The sequence below is a fragment of the Streptomyces sp. NPDC006193 genome (genome assembly GCF_040613915.1).
In the GTDB taxonomy this organism is placed as follows: Bacteria; Actinomycetota; Actinomycetes; order Streptomycetales; family Streptomycetaceae; genus Streptomyces.
Window position 1 is genome coordinate 66814 of record NZ_JBEXTB010000005.1, and the last position, 17665, is coordinate 84478.

Annotated in this window: 15 protein-coding genes and 1 tRNA gene; 6 read left to right on the forward strand and 10 right to left on the reverse strand. The window is 75.8% G+C overall.

Annotated elements, in window-relative coordinates; all coding sequences use genetic code 11:
- Positions 1 to 201 precede the first annotated feature (201 nt).
- Positions 202 to 933 (forward strand): decarboxylase, encoded by a 732-nt coding sequence (locus ABZ261_RS07425; protein WP_356856286.1) that lies wholly within the window; start codon positions 202 to 204, stop codon positions 931 to 933.
- Between the two features lie 109 nt (positions 934 to 1042).
- On the forward strand, positions 1043 to 2140 hold the full coding sequence (locus ABZ261_RS07430; protein WP_356856288.1) for an LLM class flavin-dependent oxidoreductase: 1098 nt from the start codon (positions 1043 to 1045) through the stop codon (positions 2138 to 2140).
- Here the strand turns inward: ABZ261_RS07430 and ABZ261_RS07435 are convergent.
- Complete coding sequence (locus tag ABZ261_RS07435) at positions 2119 to 3924, reverse strand: EAL domain-containing protein (protein WP_356856290.1); 1806 nt, start codon at positions 3922 to 3924, stop codon at positions 2119 to 2121. The two genes, ABZ261_RS07430 and ABZ261_RS07435, sit on opposite strands and share 22 nt — an antisense overlap.
- A gap of 319 nt (positions 3925 to 4243) precedes the next feature.
- On the opposite strand from ABZ261_RS07435, the gene ABZ261_RS07440 reads away from it, so the two are divergent.
- Entirely contained in the window at positions 4244 to 5503 is a 1260-nt protein-coding gene (locus ABZ261_RS07440) for a M6 family metalloprotease domain-containing protein (protein WP_356856292.1), read from the forward strand.
- A gap of 1107 nt (positions 5504 to 6610) precedes the next feature.
- Here ABZ261_RS07440 and ABZ261_RS07445 read toward each other — a convergent pair.
- The 7 genes from ABZ261_RS07445 to ABZ261_RS07475 all read right to left on the reverse strand — a co-directional run bounded on the left by ABZ261_RS07445 (position 6611) and on the right by ABZ261_RS07475 (position 12885).
- Positions 6611 to 6687 (reverse strand) — tRNA-Lys (locus tag ABZ261_RS07445).
- Entirely contained in the window at positions 6678 to 7247 is a 570-nt protein-coding gene (locus ABZ261_RS07450; protein WP_356856294.1) for a bifunctional DNA primase/polymerase, read from the reverse strand. Before ABZ261_RS07450 ends, ABZ261_RS07445 begins: the two co-directional genes overlap by 10 nt.
- A gap of 132 nt (positions 7248 to 7379) precedes the next feature.
- Complete coding sequence (locus ABZ261_RS07455; protein WP_356856296.1) at positions 7380 to 7748, reverse strand: hypothetical protein; 369 nt, start codon at positions 7746 to 7748, stop codon at positions 7380 to 7382.
- A 119-nt stretch (positions 7749 to 7867) separates the two neighbouring features.
- Complete coding sequence (locus ABZ261_RS07460; protein ID WP_356856298.1) at positions 7868 to 9214, reverse strand: AAA domain-containing protein; 1347 nt, start codon at positions 9212 to 9214, stop codon at positions 7868 to 7870.
- Entirely contained in the window at positions 9211 to 10800 is a 1590-nt protein-coding gene (locus ABZ261_RS07465) for a hypothetical protein (RefSeq protein WP_356856300.1), read from the reverse strand. Before ABZ261_RS07465 ends, ABZ261_RS07460 begins: the two co-directional genes overlap by 4 nt.
- The gene (locus tag ABZ261_RS07470) at positions 10791 to 11939 is read right to left on the reverse strand and encodes a hypothetical protein (RefSeq protein ID WP_356856687.1); all 1149 of its coding nucleotides are present in this window, start codon (positions 11937 to 11939) and stop codon (positions 10791 to 10793) included. The genes ABZ261_RS07465 and ABZ261_RS07470 overlap by 10 nt, the downstream gene beginning before the upstream one ends.
- Position 11940: 1 nt before the next feature.
- The gene (locus tag ABZ261_RS07475; protein WP_356856302.1) at positions 11941 to 12885 is read right to left on the reverse strand and encodes a phosphatase PAP2 family protein; all 945 of its coding nucleotides are present in this window, start codon (positions 12883 to 12885) and stop codon (positions 11941 to 11943) included.
- 226 nt (positions 12886 to 13111) lie between these two features.
- Here ABZ261_RS07475 and ABZ261_RS07480 point away from each other — a divergent pair, with 226 nt between their 5' ends.
- On the forward strand, positions 13112 to 13708 hold the full coding sequence (locus tag ABZ261_RS07480) for a histidine phosphatase family protein (protein ID WP_356856304.1): 597 nt from the start codon (positions 13112 to 13114) through the stop codon (positions 13706 to 13708).
- A gap of 75 nt (positions 13709 to 13783) precedes the next feature.
- On the opposite strand, the gene ABZ261_RS07485 is transcribed toward ABZ261_RS07480, so the two are convergent.
- The gene (locus ABZ261_RS07485; RefSeq protein WP_356856306.1) at positions 13784 to 15358 is read right to left on the reverse strand and encodes a hypothetical protein; all 1575 of its coding nucleotides are present in this window, start codon (positions 15356 to 15358) and stop codon (positions 13784 to 13786) included.
- 263 nt (positions 15359 to 15621) lie between these two features.
- Here ABZ261_RS07485 and ABZ261_RS07490 point away from each other — a divergent pair, with 263 nt between their 5' ends.
- Positions 15622 to 16092: a hypothetical protein gene (locus tag ABZ261_RS07490; protein WP_356856308.1), complete on the forward strand. Its 471-nt coding sequence runs from the start codon at positions 15622 to 15624 to the stop codon at positions 16090 to 16092.
- A gap of 34 nt (positions 16093 to 16126) precedes the next feature.
- Positions 16127 to 16996: a fused MFS/spermidine synthase gene (locus ABZ261_RS07495; protein WP_356856310.1), complete on the forward strand. Its 870-nt coding sequence runs from the start codon at positions 16127 to 16129 to the stop codon at positions 16994 to 16996.
- Positions 16997 to 17042: 46 nt separating this feature from the next.
- Here the strand turns inward: ABZ261_RS07495 and ABZ261_RS07500 are convergent, their stop codons facing one another.
- The gene (locus ABZ261_RS07500) at positions 17043 to 17594 is read right to left on the reverse strand and encodes a hypothetical protein (RefSeq protein ID WP_356856312.1); all 552 of its coding nucleotides are present in this window, start codon (positions 17592 to 17594) and stop codon (positions 17043 to 17045) included.
- Positions 17595 to 17665 lie beyond the last annotated feature (71 nt).

Sequence of the window (17665 nt, forward strand, 5' to 3'; positions counted from 1 at the left end):
CGCGCCGGCCGGAGCGGGCCCGGAGCGGGCCCGGAGCGGGGCCGGGCGTCCGGCGGGCCGCGGCCTCCCCGGCGCCGGCCGGTGGCACGGTGGGGGCGGCGGCGCGCCGAACGGGTACCCGGCCGTCGAGCCGTGCTGAGCTGCCGGACGTGCCGCCCGCACACGGCTCGTACCGCCCGAACGACAGCAGGAAGGCTGGACATGACCGCTCTCGGAATCCTCCACCCGGGCCACTTCGCCGAGGACGACTACCCGCGCATCGAGCAGCTCCTGGGCAGCGACATCCGGGTGGACCTGGTGCGCACGGACGCCGGCGAGGACGCGTACCGGGCCGGCGCCCCGCTCGGGAGCGGGTCCGCCGAGCGGCTCGCCGAGGGTGTGGAGAGGCTGCGGCTGGCCGGTGCCGAGACGGTCGTGTGGGCGAGCACCTGCACCGGTTCCCCGCACGGCTGGGAGGGCGCCCAGGAGCAGGTGCGGACCCTGGCCCGGCTGGCCGGCATGCCGGCCTCCTCGACGTCCTTCGCGTTCGTGCACGCGGCCCGGGAGATCGGCGTGCGGCGGGTCGCCGTCGGGGCCGCCTGCCCGGAGGAGGTCACCGGACGGTTCGCCGATTTCCTGCGGGCCGGCGGACTGGAGGTGACCGGGGTGCGGTCCGCGGGGACCGCCACGGCGGCGCAGGCCGCGGCGTGGGGGGAGGAGGAGGTGCTGGCGCTGGCGCGGGCGGCGGACGCCCCCGGCGCGCAGGCCGTGGTGCTGCCGGACACGGCGCTGCACACCGCCGCTCACCTGCCGATGCTGGAGAAGGCGCTGTCCAAGCCGGTGCTCACCGCCCACCAGGTCACGGTGTGGGAGGGGCTCAGGCTGGCGGACCGCAGGGTGAACGCGCCGGTGCTGGGGACGCTGTTCACCAGGGAGCCGCTGGTGCAGGCGTAGGCCCCGGGCGCCGGGTCGGGGACCTCCCGGCCCGCCCGCGGAATAAGCGGGGACAGCCTCCTGTTGTGGCCCGGCGAAGAGCGCACGCCACACACAGGAGGCCCAGACCGTGTCCGCAGCCGAGGCAGACGAGATCCGGGGCACGACGCGCGGGTCCGCCCCCGTCCCCCTGTCCGTGCTGGACCTGGTGACCGTCGGCGCGGGCAGCACCGCCACCGACGCCCTGCGCACCAGCGTCGCCCTCGCCCGGTTCACGGAGTCCCGCGGCTTCCACCGGTACTGGGTCGCCGAGCACCATTCCATGCCCGGCGTGGCCTCCTCCTCGCCCGCCGTGATCCTCGCCCACCTCGCCGCCCACACCGACCGCATCCGGCTCGGCTCGGGCGGCGTCATGCTGCCCAACCACGCCCCGCTGGTGATCGCCGAGCAGTTCGGCACGCTGGAGGCGATGGCGCCGGGGCGGATCGACCTGGGCCTGGGCCGGGCTCCGGGCACGGACGGCGCCACGGCCGCGGCCCTGCGCCGCACCGACACCCTCGACGAGGGCGCCGACGAGTTCCCGCAGCAGCTCGCCGAACTGACCCGCTTCCTGGACGACGACTTCCCCGACGGCCACCCCTACCGCCGCATCCACGCCATCCCGGGCCCCGTCCAGGGCACCGCCCCGGGCGGCGTGCAGTCCCCGCACCGCCCGCCGATCTGGCTGCTCGGCTCCTCCGGATTCAGCGCCCGCCTGGCCGGCATGCTGGGCCTGCCGTTCGCCTTCGCGCACCACTTCTCCGCGCGGAACACCGTCCCGGCCCTGGACCTGTACCGGCAGACCTTCCGCCCCTCCGCCGTCCTCGCCGAGCCGTACGCCCTGATCGGGGTGTCCGCTCTCGCCACGGACGACGAACGGGAGGCCCGCCGGCAGACCCGGGCGATGGCGCTGAACATGATCCGGCTGCGCACCGGACGCCCCGGCCTGTTCCCCGACCCGGAGGAGGCCGCGCGGCACGAGTTCAGCCCGATGGAGGAGGAGTTCGCCGCCTCCTGGACGGCCGACATCGTGCACGGCACCGCCGACGAGGTCCGCGCCGGCCTGGACGGCCTGCACAAGCGCACCGGCGCCGACGAGCTGATGATCACCTCCCACGCCCACCGCGGCGAACTGCGCCTGCGCTCCTACGAACTGATCGCGGACGCCTACGGGTTGCCGACCGCGTAGGTACGCGCCCCCAGCAGCTCGGAGATGCGGCCCGGCGGCACCGGGCGCGAGTACAGCCAGCCCTGCCCGGTGTCGCAGCCGATGCGGCGCAGCCGGACGGCCTGCGCGGCGGTCTCCACGCACTCGGCGGTGACCGTCAGCCCCAGGCGGTGGGCGAGCTGGATCATCGCCTCCACGATGACCTCGTCGGCGGGGTTGGGCGCGTCCGCCTTCGCGTCGGCCTCGTACTGGAAGCCGCGTACGAAGGAGCCGTCCAGCTTCAGGACCGACACCGGCAGGCGGCTGAGGTAGGCGAGGTTGGAGTAGCCGGTGCCGAAGTCGTCGATGGCGATGCGCACGCCCATGTCGCTGAGGGCCTGCAGGGCCTGCAGCGGGCGGCCCGCCGAACCCATCACGGCGGACTCGGTCAGCTCCAGCTGGAGCAGATGCGGGGCCAGGCCGGTCTCGGCGAGGATCTCCGCCACGTCCGCCACCAGGTCGGAGTCCCACACCTGCCGCACGGCCACGTTCACGCTGACGAAGATCGGCGGCTCGCCGGGGCGGTCGAGCTGCCAGCGGCGGGCCTGCCGGCAGGCGGTGTTCAGCGCCCAGCGGCCGAGCGGCACGATCGAACCGTCCTCCTCCGCCAGCCCGATGAACCGATTCGGCGTCAACGTGCCGAACTGCGGGTGGTTCCAGCGGATCAGCGCCTCGACCCCGCTGAGCCGTCCGTCCTCCATGCCGACCAGTGGCTGGTACTCCAGGGCGAACTCACCGCGCTCGATGGCGGGGCGCAGGGTGGAGGACAGCGCCTGGCGGGTCATGCGGTGCGCGTTGCGCTCGGGGTCGAACAGCGTCCAGCGGCCCTTGCCGTCGGCCTTCGCCCAGTACAGGGTCGTGTCGGCCGCCTGCATCAGGCCGGTCGCGGTCGTGCCGCTCGCATGCCGCTCGACGACACCGATGGACGCGGTCAACGACAGCCGCTGGCCGGCCAGGTCGAACGGCTCCTGGAGCGCCTTCAGCGCCGACTCGGCGAGATCGGCGAGCTGTTCGGTGCCGGTGGAGTCCTCGACCAGCAGGGCGAACTCGTCGCCACCGAGCCGGGCCACCAGGGGAGTCGCGGCGCGCGCGTAGCCGGCCTCGTCGGCGACCCGGGTGAGGCGTTCGGCGACGGCCGCGAGGAGCCGGTCGCCGACGCGGTGGCCGAGGGTGTCGTTGACGGCCTTGAACCCGTCGAGGTCCAGGTAGCACAGGCCGATCCGGCCGGTGCCGCCCAGCTCGTACGACTGCGCCTCCAGCGCGGCCGTCAGCCGCTCGAAGAACAGCGTGCGGTTGGGCAGCCGGGACACCGGGTCGTGCATCTGCAAGTGCCGCAGCCGGGCCTGGAGTTCGCGGCGGGCGCTGATGTCGGTGACCGACATCAGCACACCGGGGCGGCCGCCGGTCAGCGGTGCGACGGTGATCTGCACCCACACCGAGTGCCCCTCGGGGTGCTTGAGCCGGCGGGTGCAGCGCAGGCGGGCCTGCCGGCCGCGCAGCACCTCCTGGTACGCGTACCGGCTGCGGGCGTCCGAGGCCAGCTCCACCAGATCGGCGGCGACCCGCCCGGTGAGCGCCTCCGGATCCGCGCCGAGCAGCTCGCCGAGCGCGGCGTTGGCGCTGACGACGAGTCCCGCGCCGTCCACGACGGCCATGGAGAGCGGGGCGGTCGCGAAGACATGGTGGTAGGTGGTGTGATCACTGTCTGTGACGGCTGACCGGTCGAGGTCTGCCGCGGGCGTCGGCCCTTCGGACGTTCCGCTCACCGCTCGCTCCCGCAGTGCACTCGATCGCTGTCCGTGCCGGAAAGTGTGCCGATCATAGAGGCTGGCCCCGGGCCCTTCCAGCCGCTTCCCAGTGTCCCGGACGGAACACGGTTTCTGACAGATCGTTTCTGCCCGGTCCTGGACGGGTTCTTCGCCCGCCTGACAGGTTGTGACGTTCCGTGAGTGTTCCTGGTGGCGAGCGCCGGAGCGCGCCGGCGCTCACGAGGGGCGCATTCACCCTTCTGGTGCAGGTGAACAGGGCAGAACATGACGAATGCCATCAATCTGGGTGCGGGTCCCCGAACCGCATCCGGAGGTCATGTCCGTGCCCAAGCTGCGCAGCACCGCCGCCGTGGTCACCACGATGTCGGCGCTCGCCGCGACCTCGATCCTCACCGGCTCCTCGGTCGCCGAGCCCTTCTCGCCGGCCCCCTGTGCCCTGCACCGGACGGCGGCCCACCACTCCGAGGGCGTGGACTCCTGGAACCCCGCCTACACCCGGCCCGTCGGCACGCTCGACGCGGTGCTGGTCTTCCTCTCCTTCCCGGACGCCGTCCCGCGGACCACCCCCGCCCAGCTGGCCGCCGACCACTTCCCGGCCACCAGCCGCTTCTTCGCGCAGGCCTCCTACGGCAGGTTCGCCCTGAACCCGCATCCGGTGCCGCATTGGCTGCGCATGCCGCGCCCCTCGACGGCCTACGCCATGAGGCGGGACTGGAGCGCCGAGAACCGGGCCGCCTATCTGCGGGACGCGTTCGCCGTGGCCGACCGGCAGGTCGACTTCTCCCGCTACCAGGTCGTGTACCTGGTAGCCGACCCGGACGCGCCCGGCGTCGACTCCGACGCCACGAAGGTCGTCAACCTCGACGCGCCCCTGCGGGTGGACGGCGTCGGTGTGCGCCGGGTCGTCACGGTGTTCGAGAACCACCCGCCGGACCGTCTCGTCCTCGCCCACGAGACCGGACATGTCTTCGACCTCCCCGACCTCTACCACCGCCCGGTCGACGGCAAGGGCGACTGGGACACCTACGTCGGGGACTGGGACCTGATGGGCAGCCAGTTCGGGCTGGCGCCGGACCTGTTCGCCTGGCACAAGTGGCGGCTCGGCTGGCTGGATCCCCGCCAGGTGGTGTGCGTGCGCGGCGCCGGGCCGACCCGGCTCACCCTGGAACCCCTCGCCGCCGGGCCGGGCGTCCCGGTCCGGGGGGCGGGCGGCGCCCCCGCCTTCGGCCTCGGCCACGGGGTCAAACTGGCCGTGGTGCGCACCGGCCCGGACAGCGCGCTGGCCTTCGAGGCGCGCGGCGCGGCCGGCAGCGACCACGCGTCCTGCCGGCAGGGGATCCTGGTCTACCGGGTCCACAGCGGCGCCGAGTCCGGCGGCGGCCCGATCCAGGTGGTGGACGCCCATCCGCGCACCGAGGCCTGCTGGGAGGAGTCGGTCTACCCGCCCCTCGCCGACGCTCCGGTCTCCCTCGGGGAGCGCTTCACCGTGCCCGGGGCGGGCGTGAAGGTGGAGGTCGAGGACCGGACGGCGTCGGGGGCGTGGACGGTGAAGATCACCCCGGGGCCCCTCGGCTGATCCGCCGACCGGAAAGCGCCCCGACGGAGCTGCGAGCGGCCCGGCCGGGGCGGGCGCGGGTGGGCTTCCCCGGTTGGGGGGCTTAGTCGCGGGGCGTAGAGGGCGGGGGCCGGGAATGCCGGGGGTGCCGGGGGTGCCGGTTCGTAGGGACGGGGACGGCCCACCCGGGTCCGCCGGGATGGGGGTGTGGGCGGCGCGGGGCGGGTCGGGCGACGGGCTCCCCCGGTGGGACGGCTCCTCGTCGCGGGTCGCAGGGGGTGCCGGGGTGGGCGGACCCCGCCCGGTGCATCCGCCCCGCCGGGAACGGGGGCGACCTGAGGGAGGTGTGGGCGGCGGGGCCCGCTGGCCCGGCGGCGTGCGGTGGGGCGGCTTTTCGCTGGGGGGACGCGGCGGGCGGTGTCCGAGGGTGCCGGGCCTGGGGGACGCGGGCGACTCCGGGCGGTGCACCTGCCCTGCTGACGGCGGGGGGACCCGATGGGGTGCGGTCGGCTCGCGGGGTCAGCGGCGTGAGGTGTCCGGCGGGCGGGCTTCCCCGGTTGGGGGCTTGATCGCGGGTCGCAGAGGGCGGGGGCCGGGGTCGCCGGGGTGCCGGATCGTCGGGACGGGGGCGGCGTACCCGAGCCCGCCGGGAACGGGGGCGACCGATGGGGGGCGGCGGGGCCCGCTGGCCCGGCGGCGTGCGGTGGACGGCTTCCCCGGTGGGGCGGCTTTTCGCTGGGGGACGCGGCGGGCGGTGTCCGAGGGTGCCGGGGCTGGGGGACGCGGGCGAACTCTGGGCGGTGCACCTGCCCTGCCGACGGCGGGGGCGACCCGATGGGGTGCGGTCGGCTCGGGGGCCCGGCGGGCGGGCTTCCCCGGTTGGGGGGCTTCGTCGCGGGTCGCAGAGGGCAGGGGCCGGGGATGCCGGATTGTCGGGACGCGGGCGACGTACCCGCTCCGCCGGGAACGGGGGCGACCTGAGGGAGGTGTCGGCGGAGGGCGGTGTCCGGTGCTGCGGGGAGCGTCACGGCTGCGGTGAGGCAGAGGGGCGAGGGCGTGCACAGCCGACGTGCGCGCATGACGAAGGCGAGCCCTCGCCGCTTTCGCGACAAGGGCTCGCCTTCGTCATGGTGCGCCGCCAGGGACTCGAACCCCGGACCCGCTGATTAAGAGTCAGCTGCTCTAACCAACTGAGCTAGCGGCGCCTGCTGACGTCGTAGACCTTAGCATCCTGGTCGGCGGGAGGAAAAATCGATATCCGCACCGCCGTCCGGGCGGCCCGCACGGCCGCCCAGAGCAGGACCTCGGGGCCGGGCAGCCAGGGGCGCAGCGTGTCGGGGGCGACCAGCCAGCGGGAGGCGCCGGGGGCGTCGTCCGCGCCCGGCGCCGGTACGGTCACCGCGTCCCCCGTGCCGTGGCAGAGCAGCGGGGGCACCGCTTCGGCCCGGTGCGACCCCCACTCCTCCCAGGCCAGCAGCGAGGGCAGACGCTGGGCCGTGCCCGGGGCGGCGAACAGCAGCGTCCGGCCCCGGAACACCGCGACGGGCCCCGATCCCGGCCCTTCCTCCCACAGTCGGTCCAGCATCCGGCGCCCGAAGACCGCCGGTGCGCTGACCACGTCGAAGACGGTCCCGCAGGACAGGACGACCGGGGCGTCCGGGCGCTCCTCCCACAGGGCCAGGGTGCTGCGCGGATACGTTCCTGCCGAGGCGAGCCAGGCGGCGCCCTCGGAACGGGCTCGGGTGACGTTCGATGCGCTGCTCATGACATCCACAGATACCGTCCGTGAGCGCCCCTCTCCGTGGAGTCGCCAGAATTCGGGACAGGAGCGGGACGGGAGGAGTATCTTGCCCGCCTGGCATATGCCGTGGGGGTGGGACGGGACGGCGGGGACCGGTCACACGGGACCGGCGGACGTGCGCCCCTCGCCCTCCCCGCGCATCAGGTCCCGCCCGAACTCGACCATCTTCTTCGCGTAGTCCTCGGTCCACTCCGCCCGCTCGGCGATGTCCGCGGGGGTGAGCCGGTCGAACCGGCGCGGGTCGGCGAGCTGGGCCGCCGCGAGGGCCTGGAACTCCAGCGCCCGGTCGGCAGCCGCGCGGAACGCCTGGGTCAGCTCCGTCGCCCGCGCCAGCAGCTCCCGCGGATCCTCGATCGACTCCAGATCGAAGAAGTGCTCGGGATCGGCGACCGCCTCCGCGGGCTCGAACAGCAGGGGCGCGGGGCGTAGCCGCGGTTCGTCACGACGCGGCCTGGGCTCCGCCATGTCTTCTCTCCTCCTCGTACGGTCCGCTCGGCACCGCCTTCGGGTGGGCCACCGTCCATTGTCCCGCGCGACCGCAAGGGGCGGGCCCGGACGGCGTCGCGCCGCCGTCGGCCGCGTGCTCAGTCTGGGCGCCGCCACACCACCCGGTGGGCGGACCAGTGGGCCCACGTCGCCATCATCGCCTCCCAGCCGTCCGGGAACTTCACCAGCGTGCCCAGCTGGACCGGCTCGGTGGACGGGTACGCGTCCAGGAGGTCGGTCACCCCGGCCCGGCTGACGACGATGCAGGCGTGGCGGTGGCGGGAGGCCAGGACGCACAGGCGGCCGGTCTCCAGGTGGAAGGCGGTGGCGTCGGGGCGGCCGGAGAGGGGGTGCAGCACGACCGTGACGTCGTACTCGCGGCCCTGGAGGCGGTTGGCGGTGTCGACCGTCACGTCCGGCACGCCCAGCTCCGCCAGGGCCGCGCGGATGGCCGCCGCCTGGTCGCGGTGCGCGGTGCCCACGGCGATGCGGTCCGCGGTGAGGGGCGCGGGACGCTGAGGCGCCCGTTCGGAGACGGCCGCTCCGCCGCGGTCCAGCAGGCGCCGGACCACGGTGGCGACGGCGCGCACCGCCTCCGGGTCCGTGCGCGGGGTGTGCCGGGCGGGCAGCTCCAGCAGACCCCAGCCGGACTCGGCGGCCTCGTCGATCACCCGGTCGGGCCCGGAGCCGTCGGAGGGGACCGCGAAGGTGAGGCGGCGGTCGCCGTGGTCCGTGCCGCTGCGGAACGGCGTGTACGGGTAGAAGGCGTCCGAGACCAGCGGGGCCGCGGAGGCAGGCAGGCGCCAGGAGACCGGCAGCCGGTGCTGGGGGAGGCCCGGGTTGTGCGCCAGGAGGGTGCTCACGGCCGAGGCCGAGGGGTCGTACGACAGCCCCGCCCACTGCTCGCTGCCGACGATCGCGAACGGGTCGAGCTGCCCCGGATCGCCCACGAACAGCGCCCGCTCGAACAGGCCGGCCACGGCGAGCAGGGAGTCCGAGCGCATCTGGTACGCCTCGTCCACGATCGCGTGCCGCCACGGCTCGTCCACCTTCACGTGCGCCCACTTCGCGGCCGTGGACAGGACCACCGCAAGCCCGTTCAGGTCGGCGGCCTTCGCGGACGCACGCACGTTCGGCAGGGCGTCCAGCGCCTTGTCGTACGGGTCGCTGTCACTGCTGTGCAGGCGGCCGACCGGCAGATCGGGGTTCTTCTCCGCGAGGCGCAGCACGAGATCGTCCACCTGGGCGTTCGTCTGGGCCACCACCATCAGCGGGCGGCCCGCGTCGGCCAGTTCCAGGGCGGCGCGGACCACCAGCGTGGACTTGCCGGCGCCGGGCGGGGAGTCCACCACCACGCCCCGCTCGGCGCCGTGCAGGGTGTCGTGCAGGATCGCGTCGGTGGCGCGCGCGGCCGCGGCCGCGGGGTCGAAGTCGACGGCCGTCACAGCACGTCCTCCTCGGTCACGGTGTCGGGGGCTTCCGGCACGGGCTCGCCCGGCGGGCCGCCGTGCGTCCACGGCGTCTGCTCCGGGTCGGGCAGCTTCGCGCCGCCGCGCTGCTCGTGCTCGAAGAGGGTGAAGCAGACCCGGTCGCCCTTCTCCGACACCGACCCCGGCTCGGGCTCCTTGCCGCGGCCCATCTTGTCCAGGATGCGCAGCACCAGCGCCCCGTCGGCCTCCTGGCCGACGAACTCCGCCGACTGCGGCCGGCCGCCCAGCGAGCGGTACACCCGCGTCCGCTCCCCGAGATGCGGCCGGTCCTCGGTGCGGACCGTCACCAGCGGACGCGGGCTCGGCCGCTTCCCCTCGCCGTACGCCATGACGACGTCGGTGACCTCGCCCGCGAACGCCTCCCCGGCCAGCCGCCGCTCCGCCATCACCAGCGGATCGTCCAGCGCCTCCTGCGCCTGAAGGCGTGCCTGCTCCCGCTCGCGCGTGGCCAGCTTGTTCGCCGCCGTCACCGCGTCGTCCCGGCGCGGCTGCGGGGGCTCGCCGGCCAGCACCCGGTCCCGGTGCCCGGTGAACGACCAGCGGTCCCGGGTCCAGCGCTCCTCGACGTGCGCGCCCTCCGGCAGCGCCCGCAGCAGGTCCAGGCCCCGCCACACCGCGTCCCACGTGGGCCGGACCCGGCTCTCGACCAGCGCGCGGACGTCCCGTTCGGCCGCGCCGAGCGCGGCCAGCCGGTCGTCGGCCTCCAGCGGGTCCTCGGCGGCGGCCAGCGCGGTGCGCGCCCGGTCGTAGCGTTCGATCGCCGGGGCCAGCAGCTTGTTGTCGAACGCCGGGTCGGTCGCGGGTCCGGCCGGCGGGCACAGCAACTGCCCGTCGGCGTCCCGCTCCAGCTCGGCCCGGCGCGCGGCCTGTGCGCCGCTCGTCCCCCGCGGCGGGTCGATCCAGGCGAGCAGCGCGCCCAGGTGCTGGTCCTCCAGGCCGGACTGGCCGGTCGCCCAGTGCCGGGCCAGCACGTCGGTGAGGGCGAGCAGTAGCGAGGAGCCGGGCACCCGGGCCCGCTCGCCGTAGTGGGTGAGCCAGCGGCCGAGCAGCGGCACCCGGGGCGGCGCCGGGTAGGGCGCGTCGGGGTCCTGCTCGGCGGTGCGCCGGAAGCGCATCGAACGCCCGAGGAGCCGGACGAACTCCACACCCGCACGGCTCGGCACGATCAGCTGGGGCGCGTCCGCGCACAGCTCGACCTCGACCTTGACCCGCTTGCCGGTCTCCGGGTCCGTCTCTGTGCGCTCGGCCGCCTCCACGGACCGCGCATGGGCGTCGATGTGCGGCAGCACGACGTCGGCCAGGTCGGCGAGGAACTGGAAGCGCAGCTCGCGGTCGCGGGGCTGCGGGACGACCAGCAGCCGCGGCGCGTCCCGGTCGGCGCCGACCAGCGCGCCGAGCGGGGCGCCGGTCTCACCGGCCGTGGTGAGCGGCACGAACACCAGCGGGCGGTCGGACAGATGCCGGTGCCGCACGGTCGCGGCGGGCTGCGCCCGGCCCGATTCGACGGCTTCCAGCCGGGCGAGGGTGGTGATCAGCGACACGCGAGCGCCTCCCCGGCCGGTGCCTGGGCGCGTGCCGCCGCGGCCCGACCGGCCGCCCCGAGGGCCTCGGCGCGCAGGGCCGCCGCCCGGCGCAGGGCGGCCACCGCCGGGTCGTCCGGGTCGCCGGCCTCGCCGCGGGCCGCCGCGAGGACGTCCGCCACCGTGTCGAGGCCCCCCAGTTCGGCCCGCAGGGGCCGGCCGAGGCGGGTGACGGCGCCGGCCGCGCGGGAGCGTTCCCGGCAGTGGAAGGCCAGTTCGCAGGCGGACAGGCAGTCGGGCGCGTACGTCGCCGGCACCGCGTCCACGGCGGCCGTCAGCTCCTCGGCGGGCCGGTCGGGCGCGAAGCACGTGCCTTCGGGCAGCGCGCCTGCGATCTCCTCGACGCGGGTCAGCCGGGCCAGCTGCCGCGCGGTGACCGCACGCTGCTTGCGGACGTCCACGGCGGAGCCCGTGGGCAGGTTGGAGAAGTCCTTCGGGCACACCAGCAGCACCCGGTCGCGCACCCGCGGGGCCGGGCCGCCGTCGGCGCGCTCTCCAGGCTCCGCGCCGAGCCGGGCGGCGACCTCCTCCAGGGCCAGCACGTACACCGCCGCCTGGCGGGCCGCCGCGCCCACCTTCGCCGGGTCCGCGGAACCGTCCACCATCGGGAAGGACTTGATCTCCACCACCGACCAGCTCCCGTCCGGGTGCACCACCACCGCGTCCGGCTCGAGGAAGGCGAGCGACCCCGCCACGTCCAGGGCGAGCATCGGGTGGTCCAGCAGCGTCCAGCCGCCGGCCCGCGTGGCCTCGCGCAGCGCCAGCGCCGTACGGGCGGTGCGCCCTTCCGGGCCGTGCGCGCTCAGGTCGGGTACGGCCGCCGCGGCGGGCGGTTCGGCGCCCGGGTCGAGGCGGGCGTGCGCCAGCCGCAGCAGCTCCGCGCCGCCGTCCGCCTTCACCCGCGCCTCGAACGCGTTGCCCCGGGTCAGCGCGAACTGCGACTGCCCGAAGCCGGACGGCGCGCCCAGCGCGGTCGCCAGCCGGGCCTTGTCCACCCCGGCGCCGTCCAGGATCGCCCGCCGGGCGCACCCCGGGTTGGCGGCGAGCGCCGCGAGGGCGCGCGCGTCCAGGGGCTTGGCCGGCACCTCGGGACCGCGCAGCTCAGCGAGCCGGTGCCGGAGCCCCCTCGCCCGCGTCGGTGGGGGAGGCGTCCGGTCCGGCGACGGGGTCGAACTGCGACGCGCGCTGCCGTGGAATTCGCTCACCCGCGGAAGTCTGGCATCCGGCACTGACAATCGGGGAAACGGCACCGCCCGCGACCGGTGCGACGGGCCGCGCCAGACGGGCCCGCGCGAGGTCCGCGGCCCGCATCACGCGCGGCGCCAGCAGCAGGCCGACGCCCATCACGGCGGCGCCCGCGGCCGCGTCCAGGAAGTAGTGGTTGGCCGTGCCCATGACCACGATCGCGGTCAGCAGCGGGTAGGCGACGCCGAACGCCTTGGCCGGGCGCGTGCCTCCGTGCCGCCACACCATCACACCGCACCACAGCGCCCAGCCCACGTGCAGGCTCGGCATCGCCGCGTACTGGTTGGTCATGCCGCCCATGCCGCGCGGGGCGCTGGCCTCGCCGCCCCACCAGCCGTACGCGCTGTAGTGGGCCATCGTGTCCACGAAGCCGTGGCCGGCGGAGAGCAGGCGGGGCGGGCAGGTCGGCAGCAGCGTGAAGCCGACCAGGCCGATGAACGTGGACGTCATCAGCCAGGTGCGGGCCGCGCGGTAGTGCCGGGCGCGCGCGCGGAACAGCCAGACCAGCACGGCGGGCGTGACGAGGTAGTGCAGCGAGGCGTACCAGAAGTCGGCCGGCACGCCGATCCAGGGTTCCCGCGTGAACAGCCGGTTCAGCGGGTGCTCGGCGTTCAGGCGCAGCGCCTTCTCGACGCGCAGGATCGCCAGGCCGTGGTCGACGGCGCTGCCGACGTCGCCGCGCGCCAGGAGCCGGCCGGCCGAGTAGCAGCCGTAGACCAGCAGGATCAGCGGCAGCTCGGTCCACCAGCGCAGCCGGGATCGCGGGACCGCCTCGGTGCCCGGTGTCTCGGTCTGCGGCATCCGATCGCCCTCCCCCTTCTGCTGTACGGCCCGCCCGGCGGGCGACCGTGTCACTTTACGGTGTTCCGTGCGCCGCCCAGGAGGGCCGCTGCGGTGACGCCTCCCGTGTCCTTCCGGTCGGGCGCTCAGCCCTGCAAGACGCCGGGATCGCCCGCCGGGTTGCCCCGCAGGGGGGTGCGCGATGATGGAGGGACCCGCATCCACGCGTCTTCCGGAGAGGTTCCCCATGGCACCGCGCATCCTGCTGGCCCGGCACGGACAGACGGCCTGGTCGCTGTCCGGCAAGCACACCGGCAGGACCGACGTGCCGCTGCTGGAGGAGGGCCGGCGCGGGGCCAAGCTGCTCGGGGAGCGGCTGCAGCGCGCTCCGCTGGACGGACTGCCGGGCGCGGAGGTGCGCACCAGCCCGCTGGCACGCGCGCGCGAGACGTGCGAACTGGCCGGGTTCGGGGACCGGGCCACCCCGTGGGACACCCTCATGGAGTGGGACTACGGCGCGTACGAGGGCATGACCCCGCAGGAGATACGTGCCGTCCGGCCCGGCTGGCTGATCTGGCGGGACGGGGTCCCGCAGGGGGAGACCCTCGCCGAGGTCACCGCCCGCGCGGACGAGGTGGTGTCCTGGGCCCGCTCCGCCGACCGCGACGTGCTGGTCTTCGCCCACGGGCACATCCTGCGGTCCATCGGCGCGCGGTGGCTGGGCCTGCCGCTGGACTTCGCGGCCCGGATACGGCTGAACCCGACGTCCCTGTCCGTGCTGGGATGGGCGTACGGGGAGCCGGCCATCGAGACCTGGAACGACGTGGGCCATCTGGCCGGCTGACGGCCCGGCGTCCCCAGCCGGTCACGCCGGGCACGCCGGCCCGGGGGCGCGGTGGACGTCCGTCTCGGGGGCGGGCTACGACCTTCCGGTCCTCGGCAGGGACGCGTGCCGGTCCAGGAACGCGCAGACCCCCGGCACCCGCCGGTGCGGCAGCAGCACCCGGGCCGTGCCCGCCAGCATGGAGTGGATGCGCGAGGACTGCACCTGGTCCAGCAGGGACAGCACCCGCAGTCCCGCCTCGGCCGCCTCGTCGGGACGGCCCTCGCGGGCGAGGTCGTCGGCCAGTTCCGCGGTGTAGAGCGCGATGTTGCGGGTGAAGTGCGGATCCTGCAGCCGCGCCGCCCGCCGCGCGTGCCGGGAGGCCCGCCGCCAGTCGCCCAGCGCGGACCAGCACTGCGCCTCGAGGCCCTCCAGTTCGGCCTCTCCGTAGAAGCTCATCCACTCGGGGTCGGCGTCCGCGCGGCCGCGCGCGAACAGGGCGTGCGCGCGCGCCAGTGCCCGCTCGCAGCCGGTGCGGTCGGCGAGCGCCGCCCAGCCGCCCGCCTCGCGCAGCGCGAGCAGGGACATCAGGCGGGGCGAGCCGAGGGGCCGGGCGGCGCGCTGGGCGGCCTGCGCGGCCCGGACCGCCTCCCGGGGGCGTCCCGCGTCGCGGGCCAGGAACGCGGTGTTGCAGAAGGCGTGCGCCTCCAGTCCGGCGTCACCGGTCATGCGGGCGGTGGCCAGCGCCTCCGCGTAGTGCGAGCGGGCGTCGTCGAACCGGCCGGAGTCGTGGGCCAGCCAGCCCACGGAGACGGCAAGTTCGCCGGCGCCCGCGTGCAGCCGGTCGGCGGTGGCCTGCCGGGTCGTGCCGGCGTCCAGCAGCGCGTAGGCCGCGCGCAGCGGAGCCGCCGCGCGCCGGTAGAGGCCGTCCGCGCCGTGCCGGTCGTCGAGCAGCCGGATGCGGCGCACGGCCTCCTCCAGGGCGGCCGCCTCGGACGCCCCGGCCCGCCGCGGCGGCCCTTCCGCCGCCGCGGCGCCGGTGGTGAGCCCCAGCGGGCCCAGCGTGGCGGCGGCCACGGTGGCGCCCCCGCCGGTCATGAACGCGCGACGCAGCACGTCGCTCTCCTCGTGGTTCCGTGGGTCTGTCGCGGACGGTTCGTGCGGGCCGTACGCGTCCGGCGGGGGGCCGGGGTGGGGGATCCGTGCGCCCGGGCTCTCGGACGGCTCCGTTCCGGACGGACGGGTCCCGGCCGGCTCCGCGCCGCTCGCCTCCGCGCCGCTCGGGTCCGTCCCGGCCGGCTTTGTGCCGTACGGCTCGCCGGTCCCCGGCGTCTCGACGGCGCCGGACGCGCCGCCCGGAGCCGCCGCCGTACGGGCCGCGCGTCCGCGGACCGACGAGCGGGGGGCGAAACCGAGGTCGGTGAGCGTGCGGCCAGGGAACATGTGCAGGAACACCCGTTCGTACGCGTAGTTGGGGCAGCGGATCTCGCCCGCCTCGACCCTGCCGATGTAGCGCGCGTCACAGCTCACCCGCTCGCCGATCTGGCGCGCGGCCCGCCGAACCAGCGCCGCGAACTCCGCCGGTGAACGCCGGCCGCGCAGCCGCCGGAAGGCGAGGTTCGGCCGGGGTGGCCGTTCGGGCTGTGACGAGGCCGCCGTGGACGACGTCATGGCCGGGTCCTCTCGTGCGAACCGTCGAACCATGCCGGATCCGGGGCGAATCACGGACGAGTTGCCCGTGCGACGCCCTGGTTCCGGCGGGCATGAACGTACCCGCTGTGAAGGTGCCGCCACGCGGAGTTCGGCCACAAAACGGATAACTCCTCCACGATCTGCCATGAAGTGCCATCCTTTGCCGCGCACCTGTGCCGTAGCCGTCGGCCCGCTCGCGCGTTGAACCCTGCGGACCGCAACAGGGCTGTGTGGAGGCCGGCATGGAGACCAGCCAGAGCAACGAACCTTGTACGTCACCCTCGTCACCGCCGTCACCCTCGTCACCGCCGTCGTCGCCGTCGTCGCCGCCTTCGGCGTCGTCCGCGGGCGGGGGCACGGGCGGGGGCACGGGATGCGACCTCGTGACCGTGCCGGCCCGGCAGGGCCTGGAGGCGGTCGACATCCTGCGGCGCGGGGCCGCGGAGGCGGTGGGGCCCGTGTTCCACGACGACGGCCGCGGCACCCTCGGCTTCGTGGTGCCGGCCGGCACGGCGGCCGGCTGGGACGTGCCGGGCAGCACCTGCACCGAGACGGACGGGCGCGGGCTGCGGCTGGACCCCGTGCCGCCGGTGGAGGGCTCCGACTGGCTGCTGCCGCCCGGGGAGACCGACCTGGCCACCGACCCGGCGGTGCTGCGCCGGGCCCTGGGGGAGGCGGCCCGGCTGATCGCGGCGGCCGACAGCTGCCGGTGACGGGCGCGGCCGGGCCGGCTGCCAGAATGGACGGATGGGCAGGTCCAGGAACACGCGGCGCAGGCAGGCCGCCGTCGCGGCCGTCGAGGAACCGGTCGACGGCGGGCTCGCGCAGCTCGTGCCCGACCCGGACCGCGGCCGGGCCTGGACGCTGCTGATCGACGGGGCGCCCCAGTCGCACGTCGACCTGGACGACCCCGCGTACCTCTCCTTCGAGTACCAGCGCCGCCTCGGGCACGTCATCGACCTCGCCGCCCCGCCCGGCAGGCCCGTGCACGCGGTGCACCTGGGCGGCGGCGCGTTCACCCTCGCCCGGTACGTCGCCGCGACCCGCCCCCGCTCCACCCAGCAGGTCGTGGAACGCGACGCGAGCCTCGTCCGGCTGGTCCGCCGCGAGCTGCCGCTCGATCCGAACGCGCGGATACGGGTGCGCTCGGCGGACGCCCGCGAGGGACTCGCCAAGGTGCCGGACGGCTGGGCGGACCTGGTCGTCGCCGACGTCTTCGGCGGCGCCCGCACCCCGGCCCACCTCACCTCCACCGAGTTCCTCGACGAGGTCCGGCGTGCCCTGAAGCCCTCCGGGGTGTACGCGGCCAACGTGGCCGACGGCCCGCCGCTCGCCCACCTGCGCGGCCAGATCGCCACCGCCGCCGCCCGGTTCGCCGAACTCGCCCTGATCGCCGACCCGGCGGTGCTGCGCGGCAGGCGCTTCGGCAACGCGATCCTGGTCGCCTCCGACCTGCCGTTGCCGCTCGCCGAACTCACCCGCCGCGCCGCCTGCGACCCGCACCCCGCCCGGGTCGAACACGGCAGGCCGCTCACCGACTTCACCGGCGGCGCGGCCCCGGTGACGGACGAGGACGCGGTGGCCTCCCCGGCGCCGCCGCCCTCGGTGTTCCACTAGGGGGAACCCGACCGGGCCAGCCCGGGGCCGCGAGAGAACCCGGGGGTCAGTAGGTGACCACTTCCACCCGCGGCGGCCCGTCGTGCCACGTGCAGAACACCGACACCCGGTCCGCGTCCCGGCTGAACTCCACCCGGATCCAGCTCTGCGTCTTCCACACCTGCATCGACCAGCCCGTCCCCGGCGTCGCCGACACGAGGGTCGCGGCGGAGGCGCCCAGGTCGAACACCGCCCGTCCGCCGTCGGTGTCGTAGGACTTGACCTGGCCGGAGGCCGGGGCGGCGGCGGTGGGGGAGGCGCTGGGGGTGCGGGCCGGCGTCCGCGAGGGGGAGGGCGCCGGCGCCTCGGACGCCGGGCCCGACGACGACGAGGACGGGGACGGGGAGGGGGCGGCAGGCGTGGACGGCGACGCCCGGACGGCCGGCGGATCCAGCGGCTTGGAGCGCTGCGTGGTCGCCTCGGCCGCCGTGACCGGCAGGGCGCGCGGCGGGTCGTACGCGGTGCCCGCCATCACCGTGTGCACGCCCCACCACGACAGCGTCACCGCCGCTCCGGTGGCGAGCAGCCACGCCAGTACGTGTACGAGTCCTCTGCGCATCGCGGCCATACTGCCTCAGGGCGCCGCCGAGCGCACGCGCCCCGAGTTGTCCACAGGCGTCCGCCCGTTGC